The organism is Bradyrhizobium sp. USDA 372 (genome assembly GCF_053629095.1).
This window is the reverse complement of the sequence record NZ_JBRJHR010000001.1, coordinates 5,970,521-5,987,519: the sequence shown is the minus strand read 5'-3', so window position 1 is coordinate 5,987,519 and position 16,999 is coordinate 5,970,521. Positions and strand designations below refer to the sequence as shown.

The window sequence follows — 16,999 nt, the reverse complement described above, 5'->3', positions numbered from 1 at the left end:
CCCGTCCAGCTCCGAATTGGATCAAAAGCTCCGTTTTGACCAGCGGTCGGGAGCTTCGGGTTAGAAGCGCTGACTCATTTCCAACCACCTTTACCTCCGGCGCGCGACTTTTTGCCTCATCGCCTGAACTTTGGGATCAGTGCGCTGAACAAAGAGGGATATCCGACGGGAGTTGAGATTCCCGCAAGGTTCACATCGGTAGCGGATACGTTTGTATGAGTCGCCATGCGGCTCGCAATGCGAACTGACGACGCACTTTGTGCGCAAGAGCCCCAGATCCGAGTCATCCAGAGGTATCGCTGCCTTTCCAGGAAAGGAGGAGACCTCATGCAACTCAAGCAAACCGCAATCCGCATGTTTGCCGCCGCGTGTCTCACCTGGACCACGTCAGTTTTGGCTCAGCCAACCGAACCTCAGGACCCGAGAATCAAGGCGGCCATGGACCTCTTGGTGTCGATCGCGGCCCAGCTTGGTCCGCCAAGGGTCGAAGGTACTGAACCCGTTGCAGGCAAGGAGGTACCTGTCATTTATTTTGGTTCGGCAAAGATGAACAATAGTTTCGACCTGGTCGACGAGGTCGTGAGGAAAGCGCAGGGCACGGCCACAATTTTCGTCAGAAGCGGTGACGAGTATGTTCGGGTCGCGACTAACGTGAAGAAAGATGATGGCTCCCGAGCGATCGGAACTATTTTGGATCCCAAGGGCAAGGCGATCGAGTCCATCAGGAAGGGCGACGCTTTCTATGGCGAGGTCGACATCCTCGGCAAGCCCTACGTCACAGGCTACAAGCCTATCCGGGATGCCTCGCAAAACGTGGTCGGCATCTACTACGTCGGCTATCTGAAATAGATCGCCTCTGCGGTCTGTCGTGCCGCCAATGTGCTTCAACGTCCATGCCAACCGCGCTCGGCGCGGGGTGAGGGCGCGAAACGATTGGATCGGTGACTACAAGTCTGCGTTCGCGCTTCCCGGAACCAGCGGAATGTCTGCCTTGGGTCTTGGCTGTGTGCAAACGGATGGTCGGCACGCGGCCGTGGGTCGCCAATCACTGCAGGCGGCTGAGGTTCTCGCGTCGGATCGCCCAATGACGGCCAAAGCGGGTATCGCGAGGCGGTATTGCGCTTTTGGACGTACTTTCCGGGCTTCAGGCGGCGCGGATGGCTGCAATCAGGCGCGGTTTGCCGACGATGTTCATCACCCGTGTGAGGTTATAGGCGAGAACGTGCAGCGCCATTTCGGCGGCGACGTTCCGTAGGCGCTTCATCAGGAAGTGGGTCGCCCCCATACGGGCCTTGATCGTGCCGAAGGGATGCTCGACCGTCTCGCGCCGCCTCCGCATGGCGTCGGGGTCGGAATCGAGCCGTCTCTGGACCTCCTCGACCACATGCTCATGCTCCCAGCGTGTGATGCGGCGCTCCTTGGACGGCGTACATTGGCTCTTGATTGCGCAGCCTTGGCACGCTGCTGTCGACCAGTAACGGCGCAGCGTCATTCCATGCTCGATGTTGGTATAGCGATAGGGCAGCACCTGGCCGGACGGGCAACGGTAGACGTCCTCGTCAGGTAGATAGGCGAAGTCCTGTTTGCCGAACCGACCCTCCGCCTTGGCGTTCGACGTCATGGGCTTGGGCAGCGTGACTGCAACGCCAGCCTCTTTGCAGGCCAATATCTCCTCTCCGTCGAAGTAGCCACGGTCGGCGACCGCCTCCAGTTTGTCCACTTCGAGCACTTCTTTGGCTTGCTTCGACATCCGAGCAAGCTGCCCACGGTCGTTGCCGACGTTGATGACCTCATGCGTAACAATCAGGTGGTGTTCGGTGTCCACCGCGACCTGGACATTGTAGCCGACGACACCTGATCCGCGTCCACTGGTGGCCATCGAACGGGCATCCGGATCGGTGAGCGATATCTGTTGATCCGGCGTGTTGCGCATCTGCGCATCGAGCACTTCCAGGCGGCCCATCTCCTGCTTCAGCCGAGCGATCTTTTCCTTAATCCTCGTCGTCTTGATGCTGATCGCTTCCGATGGCTCCTGCCGATCGGCGCTATCGAGTTGACGCAGATATCGACCGACGCTTTCCTCGATCTGCGCCATCCGCCTCGCCATCTTGGCATGCGTGAAGTTGCGGTCGCGGTTGTTCACCGCCTTGAACTTGCTGCCGTCGATTGCGACGCTTGAGGTCTGCAACAGGCCCATTTGCCGGCATAGTGCAATGAACTTCGCACAAACCTTCCGAAGCGCCGCACCATTGTCCTTCCGGAAATCGGCGATCGTCTTGTGATCGGGAGCCAGGCGGCCGATCAGCCACATCACCTCGATATTGCGGCACGCCTCACGTTCCAGGCGGCGACTGGATTGCACCCGATTGAGATAACCGTAGATGTAAAGCTTCAGAAGCACTGCCGGATGATAGGAAGGCCGGCCCGTCTCCTTGGCGATCACACGCTCAAACCCCAGTCCATGCAGGTCGAGCGCTTCGACGAACGCATCGATCACATGGACCGTGTTGTCCTCACTTACCCAATCCTCCAGGCATTCCGGCAAGAGCGTCAGCTGGGATCTGTCCGCGCCTTCAACGAAGCGTCCCATCCGTATCCTCCATCAGAAAACGGAGGAATCGTAACCGACTCGTGGTCTTGGCTGTGTGCAAACGGATGGTCGGCACGCGGCCGTGGGTCGCCAATCACTGCAGGCGGCTGAGGTTCTCGCGTCGGATCGCCCAATGACGGCCAAAGCGGGTATCGCGAGGCGGTATTGCGCTTTTGGACGTACTTTCCGGGCTTCAGGCGGCGCGGATGGCTGCAATCAGGCGCGGTTTGCCGACGATGTTCATCACCCGTGTGAGGTTATAGGCGAGAACGTGCAGCGCCATTTCGGCGGCGACGTTCCGTAGGCGCTTCATCAGGAAGTGGGTCGCCCCCATACGGGCCTTGATCGTGCCGAAGGGATGCTCGACCGTCTCGCGCCGCCTCCGCATGGCGTCGGGGTCGGAATCGAGCCGTCTCTGGACCTCCTCGACCACATGCTCATGCTCCCAGCGTGTGATGCGGCGCTCCTTGGACGGCGTACATTGGCTCTTGATTGCGCAGCCTTGGCACGCTGCTGTCGACCAGTAACGGCGCAGCGTCATTCCATGCTCGATGTTGGTATAGCGATAGGGCAGCACCTGGCCGGACGGGCAACGGTAGACGTCCTCGTCAGGTAGATAGGCGAAGTCCTGTTTGCCGAACCGACCCTCCGCCTTGGCGTTCGACGTCATGGGCTTGGGCAGCGTGACTGCAACGCCAGCCTCTTTGCAGGCCAATATCTCCTCTCCGTCGAAGTAGCCACGGTCGGCGACCGCCTCCAGTTTGTCCACTTCGAGCACTTCTTTGGCTTGCTTCGACATCCGAGCAAGCTGCCCACGGTCGTTGCCGACGTTGATGACCTCATGCGTAACAATCAGGTGGTGTTCGGTGTCCACCGCGACCTGGACATTGTAGCCGACGACACCTGATCCGCGTCCACTGGTGGCCATCGAACGGGCATCCGGATCGGTGAGCGATATCTGTTGATCCGGCGTGTTGCGCATCTGCGCATCGAGCACTTCCAGGCGGCCCATCTCCTGCTTCAGCCGAGCGATCTTTTCCTTAATCCTCGTCGTCTTGATGCTGATCGCTTCCGATGGCTCCTGCCGATCGGCGCTATCGAGTTGACGCAGATATCGACCGACGCTTTCCTCGATCTGCGCCATCCGCCTCGCCATCTTGGCATGCGTGAAGTTGCGGTCGCGGTTGTTCACCGCCTTGAACTTGCTGCCGTCGATTGCGACGCTTGAGGTCTGCAACAGGCCCATTTGCCGGCATAGTGCAATGAACTTCGCACAAACCTTCCGAAGCGCCGCACCATTGTCCTTCCGGAAATCGGCGATCGTCTTGTGATCGGGAGCCAGGCGGCCGATCAGCCACATCACCTCGATATTGCGGCACGCCTCACGTTCCAGGCGGCGACTGGATTGCACCCGATTGAGATAACCGTAGATGTAAAGCTTCAGAAGCACTGCCGGATGATAGGAAGGCCGGCCCGTCTCCTTGGCGATCACACGCTCAAACCCCAGTCCATGCAGGTCGAGCGCTTCGACGAACGCATCGATCACATGGACCGTGTTGTCCTCACTTACCCAATCCTCCAGGCATTCCGGCAAGAGCGTCAGCTGGGATCTGTCCGCGCCTTCAACGAAGCGTCCCATCCGTATCCTCCATCAGAAAACGGAGGAATCGTAACCGACTCGTGGCTTTTCACACAGCCAGGGTCATGAACGTCAAAACTCAAGGTGAGCATAATAGGTCTGCTTCCGGGTGCTTAGCGACCTGTCGAGCCTGACAGCCGAGCCATGATTCAAGGCCCCCAAAGGAAGGGGCCGAATCATGCGCTACGAACTCACGGACTACGAGTGGTTTGCCACTAAGCCGATGCTGCCGTGCAGACGATCGACACGTCTATTGTCCGCGTGCATTAGCCGCACGTTATGAGCCGCACCGCTAGCGCCTGATCGTCCGCGTCAGCATCGGAAAATGCTTGTTGCCGCCCGCAAATGGCGGGAACTGGACGAAGTCGGCGCGCATGCGCGCGATGACGTCGGAGCTCAGGGCGCGTGCGAGCGCGGCCGGGCTGTCGAACACCAGCTTGTTGCGTTGCATGTGCTCCACGCGGCGCGACGGCAAGCGGTCGACCCAATCGATGCGCGTATAGATCTCGATCTGGCGGACATCCGGGAAGGTCCGCATGATCGCCGGGTGATGCGCGAGATAGTGCAAATGCCAGGCGTTCAGGTCTTCGGCAGGCCCGGGATAGTGAACGAGATAGCTGCACGGCGTGCCGGCGCCTTCCAGATGCGCGGCGACGTCGACGGGAAAGGCGCGCGTGAGCATCACCTGGTGCGTGACCCCCAGTCCGGTGAGGCTCGGCAATCCGACTGCCGCCACGAGCCTGGCGAGGTTGCCCTCGCCGTTCATCGCCGCCTCGCATGCGAACAGATCGTCAAACCGTAACTGAAGCGCCAGCACGGGACCTGCGCCGTCGGCCTTGTAGGGATGATCGACCGACTGCTCCAGCGGCGTGAACAGCAAAGCCTCGGTCACCGCCGGGATCGACCCAGCCAATTCGGCTGCGACGGCCATGTCCTCCGGACGGAGCCGCCGCTCGCCGGCCGGATCGGAGAATGTCACGAAGAGCGAAATCATGACGGTACCGCCTGCGTTCCCTCGTCCGCGTGACGATGCCTCTCGAGCGCGCCGCGAATATCATCGGGCCAGGGAATGGCATGATGATTTTCCAGCGACGTCGCAGCAAGAATCTGGCGGGCGCGCCAGCGCGTGCCGTCTGCGCCGGAGACCACGTGCGCCAAGTGAAGCGAGGCCCGTCCGACCTTGCCGATGCGCAGCTTGAAGGTCAGGAGATCGCCGAACATCGACGGCCGGGAAAAATCGCAGTCCAGATGCACCGTCGGTGTGCCGATCTTCCGGCTTCCGATCAATTCGGGCCAGGGAAATCCGATGTCGCCCCAGAAATCCTCGACCACCCCGTTCAACATGTTCAGATAGGAGGGAAAGTAAGCGATTCCGGAGGGGTCGCAGTCTGCGAACCGCAGCCTGCGCTCGAAGGAGAACTCGCTCATCAGATCGCAACGACCGGATGCCGGATGACACCGACGCCGTCGACCCCGGCTTCCACCACGTCGCCCGGCCACAGCCATTCCTGCGGGCTCATGCCCGCGCCCACGCCTTCCGGCGTACCGGTCGCGATGATGTCGCCGGGCTCCAGCGTCATGCCCGACGAAATGTCCGAGATCAAAACCGGGATATCGAAGATCATGTATTTGGTGTTGGAATCCTGCTTCACGACCCCGTTTTTCGTCAGCCACAACCGCAGATCATGCGGATCGGGAATCTCGTCCGCAGTCACGATGCAGGGGCCGAACGGCGCATAGGTGTCCATGCCTTTGGAGAAGATCCACTGACCGGCCCGGCGGTTGTCGCGCGCGGAGATGTCGATCATCACCGAATAGCCGAACACGTGGTCCATCGCCTTCTCGGGCACGATACGCGTCGCGGTCTTGCCGATGATGACGGCAAGCTCGACCTCCCAGTCGAGCTGCTGCGTCATCTTCGCATTGTGCTGGATCGCCGCGCCCGGGCCGATCACGGAGGTCGGCGGCTTGGAGAAGACGACTGGCTGTTTCGGCAAATCCTTGTCGGTATCCAGGCTCTTGGCGGATTCGGCGACATGGGCGCGATAGTTCAGCCCTATGCCGAAGATGTTCTTGCGCGGCCGCGGGATCGGGGCCTGCAGCTTTACGTCTTCGAGCGGAACCGCGGCGCCGGCCGGCAGGCGTCCTTTGGTGCTTTCCAGGCCACTCTTAAGCGCCGGCAGCAATGTGGCGTTGTTATCGATGAAGGAGATCATGTCGTTCGGCCATTCCAGGCCGAATGATGCGCCGAGGCGCTCGACATCGACGACCAATCCGTTGACGAGAACACCAAGGCGGGCGCCGGCGGCGCCGAGAGTATAGGTTACGAGACGCATTGAAGCTTGATCCGTCTGTTGAAATCCCGGGCCAATGAGGCGGTCAGGCGGCCACCGGCTGATGGCCCGCATTGTCGCCATAGGCCTCCTCGCGATAGAGACCGAGGCCTTCGATGACCGGCAGGTCGTTGAAGCAGAACAGGCAGGCGTCCTCGCTCTTCGAGGCATTGCCATGTTCGTGCCAGGCCCAGGACGGAACGCAGAAGATATCGCGCTCCCGCCATTCGAAGCGTTTGCCAGCGATGACGGAATAGCCCTGCCCCTTCGCGACCTGGTAGATGAAGCTTCCGGTATGCCGATGCGATTTCGTCGTCTCGCCCGGCCGCAGCAACTGCATGCTGGCGCCGATCGTCTGCATCACGTGGCCGCCGGTGACCGGATTGACGTAGTTCATGAGAATACCGTCGTAAGGCGATCCGTCGGTTGCCGCGGCATATTTGTTCAAGGCATCGTAGGTCGGCTCCCACTCATATTTGAACATCGGCGAATAGCCTTTCGACCAGGGCGCGTTCACCGGGCGAAGGCCCGGGTTGCCCCAGGTCCTGGTCATGTCGTCGACCGGATAGCCGGATTCCTCCTGCTGGACCTTCGGATGCACCACGAAGAAATTTGCCTCGAGCGCGTTGACGAGAGGAATGTCGAGCCCGTCCTGCCAGATGCACACCGAGCCGCCGGCGTCGACGCCGTGCTCATGCCAGGTGCCGTTCGGCGTGAGCACGAAGTCGCGGGCCCCCAGGGTCATCTTGTGACCGTCGACGATGGTGTAGGCTCCCGAACCTTCCATGATGAAGCGCAGCGCCGAGGCCGAGTGCGCATGTGCCGTGGCGACCTCGCCGGGATGCATGACCTGCAGGCCCGAGTAGAGCCAGCCGACGGCAGCCGACACCTCGCGACGACCGGGATTGTTGAGATAGATGACGCGGCGACCGGCCTTCTCCGGCGACACCAGCTCGACCGACCGCAGCACATGCTCGCGCAGATCCTCGTAGCGCCAGAGCACGGGAACGGACGCCGATTGCGGCTGCCACGGCTCGATCTTGTTGGCGACGGTCCATAAGGCGCCAGCTTCGTATCGCTCGAGGTCCTTGTAATAAGCCTTCAGTTCCGGAGTGTCCTCGACGTTGGCGCGGCCGATCACGTTCTCCCGCATCTCATCCTCCAGGTGCTGTGTCGTGGTATCGTGCGATCGATGCCCTGTCGTCGGTCACGACCGCTTCCATATCACGACGGCGGCATGCCCGGGCGTTGACTTACTTTACATGTAAAAGTATGGTAATGCATATTTCTGGAGGACGCAATGGCTGAACGGTCTTTCGCGCGCGAGGTCGAGGATCTCCGGCTCGGCGACGGCGACACCTTTCGCGGCGAAGGCATCCTCGCGATCACCAAGGCGCTGCTGCAATCAGGCGTCGCCTATGTCGGCGGCTATCAGGGCTCGCCGATCTCGCACCTGATGGACGTGCTGGCCGACGCCAAGGACGTGCTCGACGATCTCGGTGTCGTGTTCCAGAGCTCGGCGAACGAGGCGGCGGCCGCCGCCATGCTCTCGGCCTCCGTGATGTATCCGCTGCGCGGCGCCGTGGCCTGGAAGTCGACGGTCGGCACCAATGTCGCGTCCGATGCACTCGCCAATCTCGCCTCGGGCGGCGTCACTGGCGGCACCATGATCATCGTCGGCGAGGATTATGGCGAAGGCTCCTCCATCATGCAGGAGCGGACCCACGCCTTCGCCATGAAATCGCAGATGTGGCTGCTCGACCCGCGTCCCGACCATGAATGCATCGTCAACCTGATCGAGAAGGGTTTCGAGCTGTCGGAAGCCTCGAACACACCCGTGATGCTCGAGGTCCGCGTCCGCGCCTGCCACATGCACGGCAGCTTTGCCTGCAAGGACAACGCCAGGCCGGCTCACACCATCAAGGACGCGCTCAACAATCCCAAGCGCGACGTCAATCGCATCGTGTTGCCGCCGGCGGCCTACGAGCACGAGCAGGAGAAGATCAAGACACGCATGCCGGCCGCGATCGGCTTCATCCGGGACAACAAGCTGAACGAACGGATGGGACCGGCGTGGGGCAAGGTCGGCATCGTCATGCAGGGCGGCATGTACAACAACGTCATCCGCGCGCTGCAATATCTCGGTCTCTCGGACGCCTACGGCAACACGCAAGTCCCGCTCTACGTCATGAACGTCACCTATCCGGTGATCGAGGCCGAGGTGGCGGACTTCTGCATCGACAAGGACGCGGTCCTGATCGTCGAGGAGGGTCAGCCGGAATATCTGGAGCAGGCGATCAACACCGTTCTGCGGCGCAAGGACATCCAGGCGCGCGTCCACGGCAAGGACGTGCTGCCGATGGGCGGCGACTACACCGCGCAAGTCCTGCTCGGCGGCATCAGGGACTTCCTCGAGAAGACGGAGCCGCGCCTGCTCGGCAACCGGCCGCCGGCGCCGGACGCCGCTCCCGTGCTGAGTCATCCGGCGGTCGAGAAGCTCAAGCAGGTCGTGCCGCCGCGCCCGCCCGGGCTGTGCACGGGCTGCCCGGAACGACCGATCTTCGCGGCCATGAAGCTGGTCGAGGAGGAGCTCGGCCAGCACCATGTCTCGGCCGACATCGGTTGCCATCTGTTCTCCATCCTGCCGCCCTTCAACATCGGCGCAACCACGATGGGCTTCGGCCTCGGTCCAGCCTCGACCTCGGCCTTCAACGTCAAGGCCGACAAACGCTCGATCGCGGTGATGGGTGACGGCGGCTTCTGGCACAACGGGCTGACCAGCGGCATCGGCAACGCCGTTTTCAACAAGCATGACGGCGTGTTCGTCATCGTGGACAATTTCTACACCTCGGCGACCGGCGGACAGGACATCCTGTCCTCGCGCGCTGTCAACAAACGCCGCAAGACCAACAATTCGATCGTGCAGGCCGTGAAGGGCATCGGCGGTCAATGGGTCCGGCAGATCGACCGCACCTATGACGTCGCCAGGATGCGCGACACGTTGAAAGAAGCGCTGACGACCAAGGAGGAAGGTCCCAAGGTCATCGTCGCCTCTTCCGAATGCATGCTGAACAAGCAGCGCCGCGTGAAGCCGCAAGTGAGCAAGGCGATCAAGGACGGGGAGCGGGTCGTCAAGGAACGCTTCGGCGTCGACGAGGACGTCTGCACCGGCGACCACGCCTGCATCCGCCTGTCCGGCTGCCCGTCGCTCTCGGTGAAGCAGCTCGACGATCCCTTGCGCGACGATCCGGTCGCCGCGATCGACAATTCCTGCGTCGGCTGCGGCAATTGCGGCGAGGTCGCCGAGGCTGCCGTGCTGTGCCCCTCGTTCTATCGCGCCGACGTCATTCACAATCCGACGCGCTGGGACACGCTCAAGTCGAGGATCGCCATGGCGGTGATCGGCTGGCTGCAGCGACGGCGCGATCGGCGGCGGCCGACATTCGGGGCCTTGGCATGAGGGTCCTGGCATGAGGGTCCTGGCATGAGGGACGAGACGGTTCGGCTGGCGCTTCCCGCGGCCGGCGAAGCGACCGAACGCCCGATCTCGATCGCGATCCTGGCCATGGGCGGTCAGGGCGGCGGCGTGCTGACCGACTGGATCGTCCAGCTTGCGGAGAACCATGGCTGGGTCGCGCAGTCGACTTCGGTGCCCGGCGTCGCGCAGCGCACCGGTGCGACCATCTACTACATCGAAACGATGCCGCCGCTCGATGGGCGCAAGCCGATCCTCTCGCTGATGCCGACGCCCGGCGATGTCGACGTGGTGATGGCAGCCGAATTCATGGAGGCGGGGCGCTCGATCCTGCGCGGCCTGGTGACGCCGGACCGCACCACGCTGATCGCGTCCAACCACCGGTCATTTGCCATCGGCGAGAAGATCGCGCCGGGCAACGGCGTTGCCGATCCCGGCGCCGTCACCGGCGCGATCGGCATCGCCGCCAAGACCGAGATCATCTTCGACATGAACGCGCTGGCGATTGCGCACGGGAGCGTGATTTCAGCCGCGATGTTCGGCGCGCTCGCGGCCACCGGCGTGCTCCCCTTCGATCGCGACAGCTATCTGTCGGTGATCCGCGCCGGCGGCAAAGGCGCCAAGGCCAGCGTCGAGACTTTCGAAGCCGCGTTCGATCGCACCCGATCCGGGGCGCCGGAGGGCGTCGAGGTCCCGCGAGCCGAGGAGAGCAACGAAAGCCGTGCGCCTGCGACGCCGGATGCAGAGCTGGGCAAGTTGCTCGAACGTGCGAGACGGGAGCTGCCGGACGCAGCGCTGTCCATGGCGCAGGCCGGCCTGAACAAGGTGGTGGATTTCCAGGATATCGCCTACGGCGCTGAATATCTCGACATTCTCGGCACGCTGCACGCGGCCGATCGTGGTGCCGGCGGCATCGACAGAAGCTTCGCCTTCACCCAAACGGCCGCAAAATACCTCGCCAATGCCATGACCTATGACGACGTCATTCGCGTTGCCGACCTGAAGACGCGCACCAGTCGCCGCGCGCGGATCGAGGGCGAGCTGGAGCTGGGCCAAGGCCAGGTGCTCCAAACCACCGAGTTCATGCACCCTCGCCTCGAGGAGATCATGGGAATGCTGCCGGTGTCTTTACGTTGGCTCGACACCAAGCCGCGCCTGATGGGCTGGCTCGATCGCCGCATCAACAGGGGACGACGGGTGCGGACCTATTCGCTGCCCTGGTTTCTCGTGCTCTATGCCGTCGGCGGGCTTCGCGGCATGCGCCGCCGCTCACGGCGCCATGCGATCGAGACGGCGCATCGCGACGAATGGCTCAAGGCCGCCACCGAGGCTATCAGGACCAACTACCAGCTCGGCGTCGAGATCCTGCAATGCCGCCGGCTGGTGAAGGGCTATTCCGATACCCACAGCCGCGGCCTGTCGAAGTTCGACCGGACGCTGGCCACGATCAAGCTGGTTGCACAGCGCGAGGACGCCGCCGATTGGGCCCGGCGCCTGCGCGAAGCGGCGCTCAAGGACGGCCCCGGCAAGGAGCTCGACGGCGTCATCCAGACCATCAAGAGCTTCGCCTGATGAGACCGGCGTCGGCGAAGGATTGCGGTTCAACCGACGCTGGTCAGAACCGGGCTGCTTGACTGCGCTGACCGGTGCGCTAATCGGGGCCCGATCACCTCCGAAAAGAGCTTTGGAATATCTCCGTCAGACCAACCCGCCCTCCTGGTCATGCGATGCCGGCAGCACTCAAAGAGAATATCGTTCCCCTCGGGCAGATCGAGACCCGGCTCTGGCTGCAGCTGTTGTCGCTGCACGGAGACATCTTCGCGTCGTTGAATTCCCTCCTCGGCGCCGAGTTCGGCTTGTCGCTGGCGAAATTCGACGTCCTGGCCCAGCTCGACCGCGACAGGAACGGCCTTGCGCTCGGACAATTGTCGCAGAACCTGAAGGTATCAGGCGGCAACGTCTCGGGCCTGGTGCAGCGCCTCCTCGCTGACGATCTCATCAGCAGGGAAATGTCGAGTGAGGACCGCAGGTCGTTCATCGTGCGCCTCACACCGAAAGGCGAAGCTTTGTTCAGGAAGGCCGCCGACGTGCACAAGAAGCATCTCGGCCAAAAATTCGAGAACATCTCGGCCAAGGAACTCGACGCGGCGCTGTCGGTGCTACGCTCGCTTTCGGCCAAGATCCGAACCCCCAGCAAGAAGCAAAGTCGAAAAAGCTAATGGCAAGAGAATCCAGGAGCAGGTGGAGATCCGGCCCGCCAAGGTCGAGAGATCAGCTCTACGCCTACATTCCCTATCTGTTCAATCGGCTGGCCAATCGCTGGAACCTGGATCAGAACCGCGATCTCACCGAGCATGGCATCAACAACGTCGTCTTTCGGACGCTGTCGGTGCTGTTCATCTACAAGACGCTCACGGTCAACGAGATCGCCGTGCTCGCCGTGACCGAGCAATCGACGGCGAGCCGCATGGTCGAATCGATGGTGTCCGCCGGTCTCGTCAAGCGCGAGATCGCGGAGGAGGACCAGCGCCGCCGGGTCGTGGCATTGACCGCCGACGGCGAGGCGTTGCTGCGCAAGATCTGGCCGATCATGGCAAAGAACTACGAGCGCCTGACCGCCGGCATCGATCCCGACGAGATCGAGACTTGCGCGCGCGTGCTGGCCAAGATGATGGAAAACGTCAAGCAGAACCAGATCTGACGCGCGTCATCCGATGCGCATCATTTGACGCGCGTCATTTGATACGAGTCATTTTATAGGCGTCATGGGCCGAGGCCAACGAGGCTGGTGCCGCCGCAGACATAGAGCACCTGCCCGGTCACGAAGTCGGAGCGTTCGTCGAGAAAGAATTCGATCGCGTGCGCGACGTCCTCGCGTGCGCCGAGCCGGCCGACCGGGACGTTACGCGCCATTGTTTCCTGCCGCTCGGAATCCTTGGGGATGATGCCCCAGAAATTGTCGGTCAGGATCGGGCCCGGCGCGACGACGTTCACGGTAATGCCGCTGGACGCAAGCTCCAGCGCCCATGTCCGGGCCATGCCGTGCACGCCGGCCTTGGTGGCGGAATAGGCCGAGCGGGTCACGGCGCCCATCGCCGCGCGCGAGCTGACGAATACGATGCGGCCGAAACGGCGCGATTTCATCCTCTCCAGCGCGGCCTGGGTCAGGAGCATGGGTGCGCCGAGATGCAGCTGCGCCAGCGCCAGGATGTCTTCGGGCCTTGCGTCGGGCAACAGGTTCGGCAGGATGATTCCGGCATTGTGCACGAGGCGATCGATCGCATGATTGGAGGCGATCTCCCGGGCAACGTCCCGCGTCTGCTCGAGGCTGGTCAGGTCCGCGCAATAGGCCGTGAGCAGATCGTGTGTCCAGTCCGGCCTGTGCAGCCCGACCGAGACCACGCGCTGGCCCTTGTCCACGAGGCTCTTCGCCAGCGCTTCGCCGATTCCGGAATTGCCGCCGGTGATGAGGGTGGTGCGGACCTGGCTCATGCTCGGTTATCCCTGCGTTTCGTCAGACCTGCCGCCGCTTCAGATCGCGCAGATCGAAGAAGGCGCCGTCCTGCATCAGCCTGGCGACGAAATCCTTCAAGCCGCCGCGCTGGATCTTCTCGGTCGCGGTCAGCGGCAGGGTGTCGACGAAGCAGATCCAGCCGGGCGCCTTGTAATAAGCCATCTGCTCCAGGCTCCAGCGGACGATCTGCTCGGCGAGCGCGCGGTCGGCGCCGGCCTGCTCGGCGATGATGACGGCCGCCACTTCGTCGCCGCGCACCGGGTCCGGCGTCGCGGCGACGGCGGCCTGCCGAATCTGCGGATGCCGATTGAGCACGGATTCGACCTCGACCGCGGCGATGTTTTCGCCGGAGCGGCGGATGACGTTCTTCTTGCGGTCGACGAAGTGCAAATCGCCGTCCGCATCGCGCGACACGATATCGCCCGTATGCAACCAGCCTCCGGCCCAGGCCTCCGCCGTCGCCTCGGGGTTCTTGAGGTACTCCCGGAAGAAGCCGTAGCGCGGATCCGCGCCGGCCCGCCGCACCAGCAGCTCCCCCGGCGTCCCGGCCGGCACGTCATCCCCGCTGTCATCGACGATGCGAATGTCGATCTCCGGAGCCGGGCGGCCGAAGCAGCTGGTGCCGACCTTGCGCGGCTCGACATTGGCGGCGATCACGCCGCCGCTGCCGGTCTCGGTCATCGCCCAGGCCTCGAGCAGGGGGAAACCGAAGCGCGCCTCGAACGGCGCGTGAAGCAGCTTGTCGACGCCCGCGCCGAAGCCGAAGCGAACCGCGTGCTGCCGATCCTCTTGCGAGGGCGCGGCGCTCATCAGCATCGACGGCATGACGCCGAGATAATGCAGGCACGTGGCCCGGCTCTGCCGCACCGAGCTCCACCAGCTGCGCGGGTGAAAACGATCGAGCATGGTCAGGCAGCCGCCAACCGAGACCATCGCCATCAGCGAGACGGCCATCGCGTTCATGTGGAACAGCGGCAGCGGCGTGATCATGCGTTCGACATCCGGCATCAAACCGATTAGCCCGCCGGCATCGCGATACCAGTTTCCGCTGTGCAGGAAGTATTCGTTGGTGAGGACGCAGCCCTTCGGCTGGCCCGTCGTGCCCGACGTGTAGAGCAGCGCGCACTCCGTTGCGCCGTCCGCCGGCCGCAGCGGCCGCGTACCGTCATAGGGCGCGGGCACGTCTGCGTCATCGGTCACGACAGGAATCGGCCGGCCCGCCTGGCGCGCCGCCGTCTCCACCTCAGTACGGCGTTCGGCCAGCACGAAGGCGGCGTTCATCTCGGAATGCGCGATGATGTATTCGAGCTCGCTCATCCGCAGATCGGGGTTGATCGGCACCACGGAGACGCCGAGCGCGTTCAGCGCGAACCACAACTCGATGAACACCGGCCGGTTCTGGAGCAGGAGCCCCACCCTGTGGCCTTCGCCATAACCGCTTTCGGCGAACGCCTGGCGGCGGGCCTCGATCCGGTCGAGCATCGCGCGGTAGGAGATCTCGCCGGCCGGAATGCCGTAGATGCCTGATGTCTCAGGCAGCACGTTGAGGAAGCCGGCCTCGCCGCGGCGGAGCGCGGTCTGGCGAAAGCGGGCATGGACTGTCGTTGCAGCGATCAAGGCGCACTCACATGAAGAGCTGGATGTTGCCGAACGGCGCGTCGAAATTGACGAGATCGAGGCGCTTGAGCTTGATCTTCAGGCCGTCGCCGACCTTGACCAGGTCGTGCGATGCCCATCCCGAATAGCGCTCCAGCAGGTCGCCGCGGGTCTCGGTGTAGATATAGGACGTTCGTGCCTTGAACACGCCCGCCGCGACGTCGCAGGCGACGATCCTGGGGGCCTGGAGCAGATGGTGGCAGCGGCTCTTCGGCTTCTGGCTGAAGGTGCGCTCGCCGGCGAGGCGTTCGACCCGGACCTTGAGCAGCAACAGGTCCTCGTACATCAGCGACGGCTGCAGCACCGGATCCTGTTGCTGCCATTCGAGCGGCATCCAATAGCGCCCTTCCGGGTGAAACAGATCGAGCCAGCTCTGCCACTGCATCGTGTCGAGAAGCTCGGCCTCCCGATAGATGAAATCGATGATGGCCTTGTCGTCGATCATTGCGCCGCCTCGGTGTGCTCGTCCATGCCCATCGTCATGAATTTGGCCCAGGCATGGAACTGGTTGCGCATCTGCCGCTCGGACGTGCCGTTGATGACGGCGGTGACGTCCGGCTGTTCGCCTGCTACGTAGAGACGGCGCAGATTGATCCACTGATTGCCGTTGGACTTGAGGCCTTCCTGCGCCCGCTCGTACATTTCCAGGTCGTCATGCCCGACGATGGAGGTCGGCGCGTTGATGAAGCGATTGTACATCAGCGCGCGCTCGTAGAGCTTGTCGGGTGCGCCGACCAGGCGGTAGACCCAGCTCTCGACCAGCGTCCTGTCGACCGCGATCGGAATGAAGTTGCGCAGGATCTGCACCGCGCCCTTGACCATGATATTCGGGAAATAGACGGTATTGTGCCTGACCTCGCCGAGGATTTCGTGCGCCCGCGTCTCGCCATAGGCGGCGACCATCTGATCGAGATAGCCGTCGACGTCGGAATAATTGGAGTGGATCGAATTGGCGACGCCGGTGTGGCCGTGGCCGTTGGGCCAGATCCTGATGCCGCTCTGCTCGTAGAATTCGTACGGGCTCATGAACGGTCCGTAGAGCTGAACCGCCATGGGCGTCTCGGTCGAATCGCCCTGCTCGCGCTTCCAGACCTTGACCGCGGTGCCGGCCGAGCTCTCGTGCGCGACCATGGGATGGCAGGTGTCGGTCTGGTTCTCGACCAGCATCTTCCAATTGCAGGTGTGCATGTAGCGGATCGGCGCCGCCATCACCGCGAGCTTGCCCTCCGGCGAGCGCTCGACCATGTTGTCGATCGTCGAGAGGCTTTCGCCGAAATAATCCTCGAAGGACAGGCCGCGCTCACTCAGCCGCGCGAAGATGAAGTCGCGATAGATCGCGACGTTCCTCACGCGCGACAAGCCTTCATTGGCCTGGGTGTCGCCGAAGCCGGTCGCCTCATAGCCCTTCTTTAAGGGAATCGCGAGCAGCGATCCGTCGGTCTTGAACGACCATGCATGGTAGGGACAGCGAAAGAACTTGCCGGTGTTGCCGCAGGGCTCCGAGGCGATCTTGACGCCCTTGTGCGGGCAGCGGTTGTAGAAGACATGGACCTGGCCGTCGGTGTGGCGGCTCGCCAGCACCGGTTGCCGGCCGATCGTGGCAGTGATGAAGTCGCCGGGCTTGCCCAGCTGGCTGGCATGGCCGACATAGATCCAGCTGTTGGGAAACAGATGCTCCATCTCGAGATCGAAGATCTCGGGGTCGACGTAGACGTCGCGGTGCACCTCGCCCTCGCGTACCAGCGCCGCGATCGAGCGCCTGTCACTTGCGTGCTTGCCCATGGTGTCTTAA

The 16,999-nt window shown here is 62.9% G+C and carries 15 protein-coding genes; 5 read left to right on the top strand and 10 right to left on the bottom strand.

The features are described from left to right. The first annotated feature begins 327 nt into the window (after nucleotides 1-327). Nucleotides 328-849 carry a Cache 3/Cache 2 fusion domain-containing protein gene (locus tag AB7M16_RS28000; protein WP_246570592.1) on the top strand — a complete coding sequence of 174 codons (522 nt, stop codon included), beginning with the start codon at nucleotides 328-330 and terminating at the stop codon, nucleotides 847-849. Between the two features lie 295 nt (nucleotides 850-1,144). Here the strand turns inward: AB7M16_RS28000 and AB7M16_RS27995 are convergent, their stop codons facing one another. From AB7M16_RS27995 to AB7M16_RS27970, 6 genes are all read right to left on the bottom strand, one after another. Beyond that, nucleotides 1,145-2,590, bottom strand: a complete 1,446-nt coding sequence (locus AB7M16_RS27995) for an IS1182 family transposase (protein WP_453942833.1) — start codon at nucleotides 2,588-2,590, stop codon at nucleotides 1,145-1,147. 193 nt (nucleotides 2,591-2,783) lie between these two features. Then, on the bottom strand, nucleotides 2,784-4,229 hold the full coding sequence (locus AB7M16_RS27990) for an IS1182 family transposase (protein ID WP_453942833.1): 1,446 nt from the start codon (nucleotides 4,227-4,229) through the stop codon (nucleotides 2,784-2,786). Between the two features lie 292 nt (nucleotides 4,230-4,521). Beyond that, nucleotides 4,522-5,223 carry a hypothetical protein gene (locus AB7M16_RS27985; protein ID WP_453945672.1) on the bottom strand — a complete coding sequence of 234 codons (702 nt, stop codon included), beginning with the start codon at nucleotides 5,221-5,223 and terminating at the stop codon, nucleotides 4,522-4,524. Beyond that, on the bottom strand, nucleotides 5,220-5,657 hold the full coding sequence (locus AB7M16_RS27980) for an acyl-CoA thioesterase (protein ID WP_453945671.1): 438 nt from the start codon (nucleotides 5,655-5,657) through the stop codon (nucleotides 5,220-5,222). Before AB7M16_RS27980 ends, AB7M16_RS27985 begins: the two co-directional genes overlap by 4 nt. Beyond that, entirely contained in the window at nucleotides 5,657-6,565 is a 909-nt protein-coding gene (locus AB7M16_RS27975; protein WP_453945670.1) for a fumarylacetoacetate hydrolase family protein, read from the bottom strand. Before AB7M16_RS27975 ends, AB7M16_RS27980 begins: the two co-directional genes overlap by 1 nt. Before the next feature lie 43 nt (nucleotides 6,566-6,608). Beyond that, nucleotides 6,609-7,715 carry a cupin domain-containing protein gene (locus AB7M16_RS27970; protein ID WP_453945669.1) on the bottom strand — a complete coding sequence of 369 codons (1,107 nt, stop codon included), beginning with the start codon at nucleotides 7,713-7,715 and terminating at the stop codon, nucleotides 6,609-6,611. 147 nt (nucleotides 7,716-7,862) lie between these two features. On the opposite strand from AB7M16_RS27970, the gene AB7M16_RS27965 reads away from it, so the two are divergent. From AB7M16_RS27965 to AB7M16_RS27950, 4 genes are all read left to right on the top strand, one after another. Next, a complete protein-coding gene (locus AB7M16_RS27965; RefSeq protein WP_453945668.1) occupies nucleotides 7,863-10,022 on the top strand; it encodes a thiamine pyrophosphate-dependent enzyme in 2,160 nt (719 codons plus the stop codon). Between the two features lie 24 nt (nucleotides 10,023-10,046). Next, nucleotides 10,047-11,609: an indolepyruvate oxidoreductase subunit beta family protein gene (locus AB7M16_RS27960; RefSeq protein WP_453945667.1), complete on the top strand. Its 1,563-nt coding sequence runs from the start codon at nucleotides 10,047-10,049 to the stop codon at nucleotides 11,607-11,609. Between the two features lie 155 nt (nucleotides 11,610-11,764). Continuing rightward, on the top strand, nucleotides 11,765-12,256 hold the full coding sequence (locus AB7M16_RS27955; protein WP_172789280.1) for a MarR family winged helix-turn-helix transcriptional regulator: 492 nt from the start codon (nucleotides 11,765-11,767) through the stop codon (nucleotides 12,254-12,256). Further along, entirely contained in the window at nucleotides 12,256-12,738 is a 483-nt protein-coding gene (locus AB7M16_RS27950) for a MarR family winged helix-turn-helix transcriptional regulator (protein WP_453945666.1), read from the top strand. The genes AB7M16_RS27955 and AB7M16_RS27950 overlap by 1 nt, the downstream gene beginning before the upstream one ends. A gap of 62 nt (nucleotides 12,739-12,800) precedes the next feature. On the opposite strand, the gene AB7M16_RS27945 is transcribed toward AB7M16_RS27950, so the two are convergent. From AB7M16_RS27945 to AB7M16_RS27930, 4 genes are read right to left on the bottom strand one after another with little or no spacing between them, the layout of a single operon-like run. Then, a complete protein-coding gene (locus AB7M16_RS27945; RefSeq protein ID WP_260382430.1) occupies nucleotides 12,801-13,529 on the bottom strand; it encodes an SDR family NAD(P)-dependent oxidoreductase in 729 nt (242 codons plus the stop codon). 22 nt (nucleotides 13,530-13,551) lie between these two features. Next, the gene (locus AB7M16_RS27940; protein ID WP_453945665.1) at nucleotides 13,552-15,168 is read right to left on the bottom strand and encodes an ATP-dependent acyl-CoA ligase; all 1,617 of its coding nucleotides are present in this window, start codon (nucleotides 15,166-15,168) and stop codon (nucleotides 13,552-13,554) included. Nucleotides 15,169-15,175: 7 nt separating this feature from the next. Next, nucleotides 15,176-15,652 carry an aromatic-ring-hydroxylating dioxygenase subunit beta gene (locus AB7M16_RS27935; protein WP_439364168.1) on the bottom strand — a complete coding sequence of 159 codons (477 nt, stop codon included), beginning with the start codon at nucleotides 15,650-15,652 and terminating at the stop codon, nucleotides 15,176-15,178. Next, nucleotides 15,649-16,989, bottom strand: coding sequence for a Rieske 2Fe-2S domain-containing protein (locus AB7M16_RS27930; protein WP_453945664.1), 1,341 nt, complete (start codon nucleotides 16,987-16,989; stop codon nucleotides 15,649-15,651). Before AB7M16_RS27930 ends, AB7M16_RS27935 begins: the two co-directional genes overlap by 4 nt. Nucleotides 16,990-16,999 lie beyond the last annotated feature (10 nt).

Bases quoted from the DNA above. Each gene is read 5' to 3' on its own strand.
- AB7M16_RS28000 (WP_246570592.1), top strand. From the start codon at position 328: ATGCAACTCAAGCAAACCGCAATCCGCATGTTTGCCGCCGCGTGTCTC.
- AB7M16_RS27995 (WP_453942833.1), bottom strand. From the start codon at position 2,590: ATGGGACGCTTCGTTGAAGGCGCGGACAGATCCCAGCTGACGCTCTTG.
- AB7M16_RS27990 (WP_453942833.1), bottom strand. From the start codon at position 4,229: ATGGGACGCTTCGTTGAAGGCGCGGACAGATCCCAGCTGACGCTCTTG.
- AB7M16_RS27985 (WP_453945672.1), bottom strand. From the start codon at position 5,223: ATGATTTCGCTCTTCGTGACATTCTCCGATCCGGCCGGCGAGCGGCGG.
- AB7M16_RS27980 (WP_453945671.1), bottom strand. From the start codon at position 5,657: ATGAGCGAGTTCTCCTTCGAGCGCAGGCTGCGGTTCGCAGACTGCGAC.
- AB7M16_RS27975 (WP_453945670.1), bottom strand. From the start codon at position 6,565: ATGCGTCTCGTAACCTATACTCTCGGCGCCGCCGGCGCCCGCCTTGGT.
- AB7M16_RS27970 (WP_453945669.1), bottom strand. From the start codon at position 7,715: ATGCGGGAGAACGTGATCGGCCGCGCCAACGTCGAGGACACTCCGGAA.
- AB7M16_RS27965 (WP_453945668.1), top strand. From the start codon at position 7,863: ATGGCTGAACGGTCTTTCGCGCGCGAGGTCGAGGATCTCCGGCTCGGC.
- AB7M16_RS27960 (WP_453945667.1), top strand. From the start codon at position 10,047: ATGAGGGACGAGACGGTTCGGCTGGCGCTTCCCGCGGCCGGCGAAGCG.
- AB7M16_RS27955 (WP_172789280.1), top strand. From the start codon at position 11,765: ATGCCGGCAGCACTCAAAGAGAATATCGTTCCCCTCGGGCAGATCGAG.
- AB7M16_RS27950 (WP_453945666.1), top strand. From the start codon at position 12,256: ATGGCAAGAGAATCCAGGAGCAGGTGGAGATCCGGCCCGCCAAGGTCG.
- AB7M16_RS27945 (WP_260382430.1), bottom strand. From the start codon at position 13,529: ATGAGCCAGGTCCGCACCACCCTCATCACCGGCGGCAATTCCGGAATC.
- AB7M16_RS27935 (WP_439364168.1), bottom strand. From the start codon at position 15,652: ATGATCGACGACAAGGCCATCATCGATTTCATCTATCGGGAGGCCGAG.
- AB7M16_RS27930 (WP_453945664.1), bottom strand. From the start codon at position 16,989: ATGGGCAAGCACGCAAGTGACAGGCGCTCGATCGCGGCGCTGGTACGC.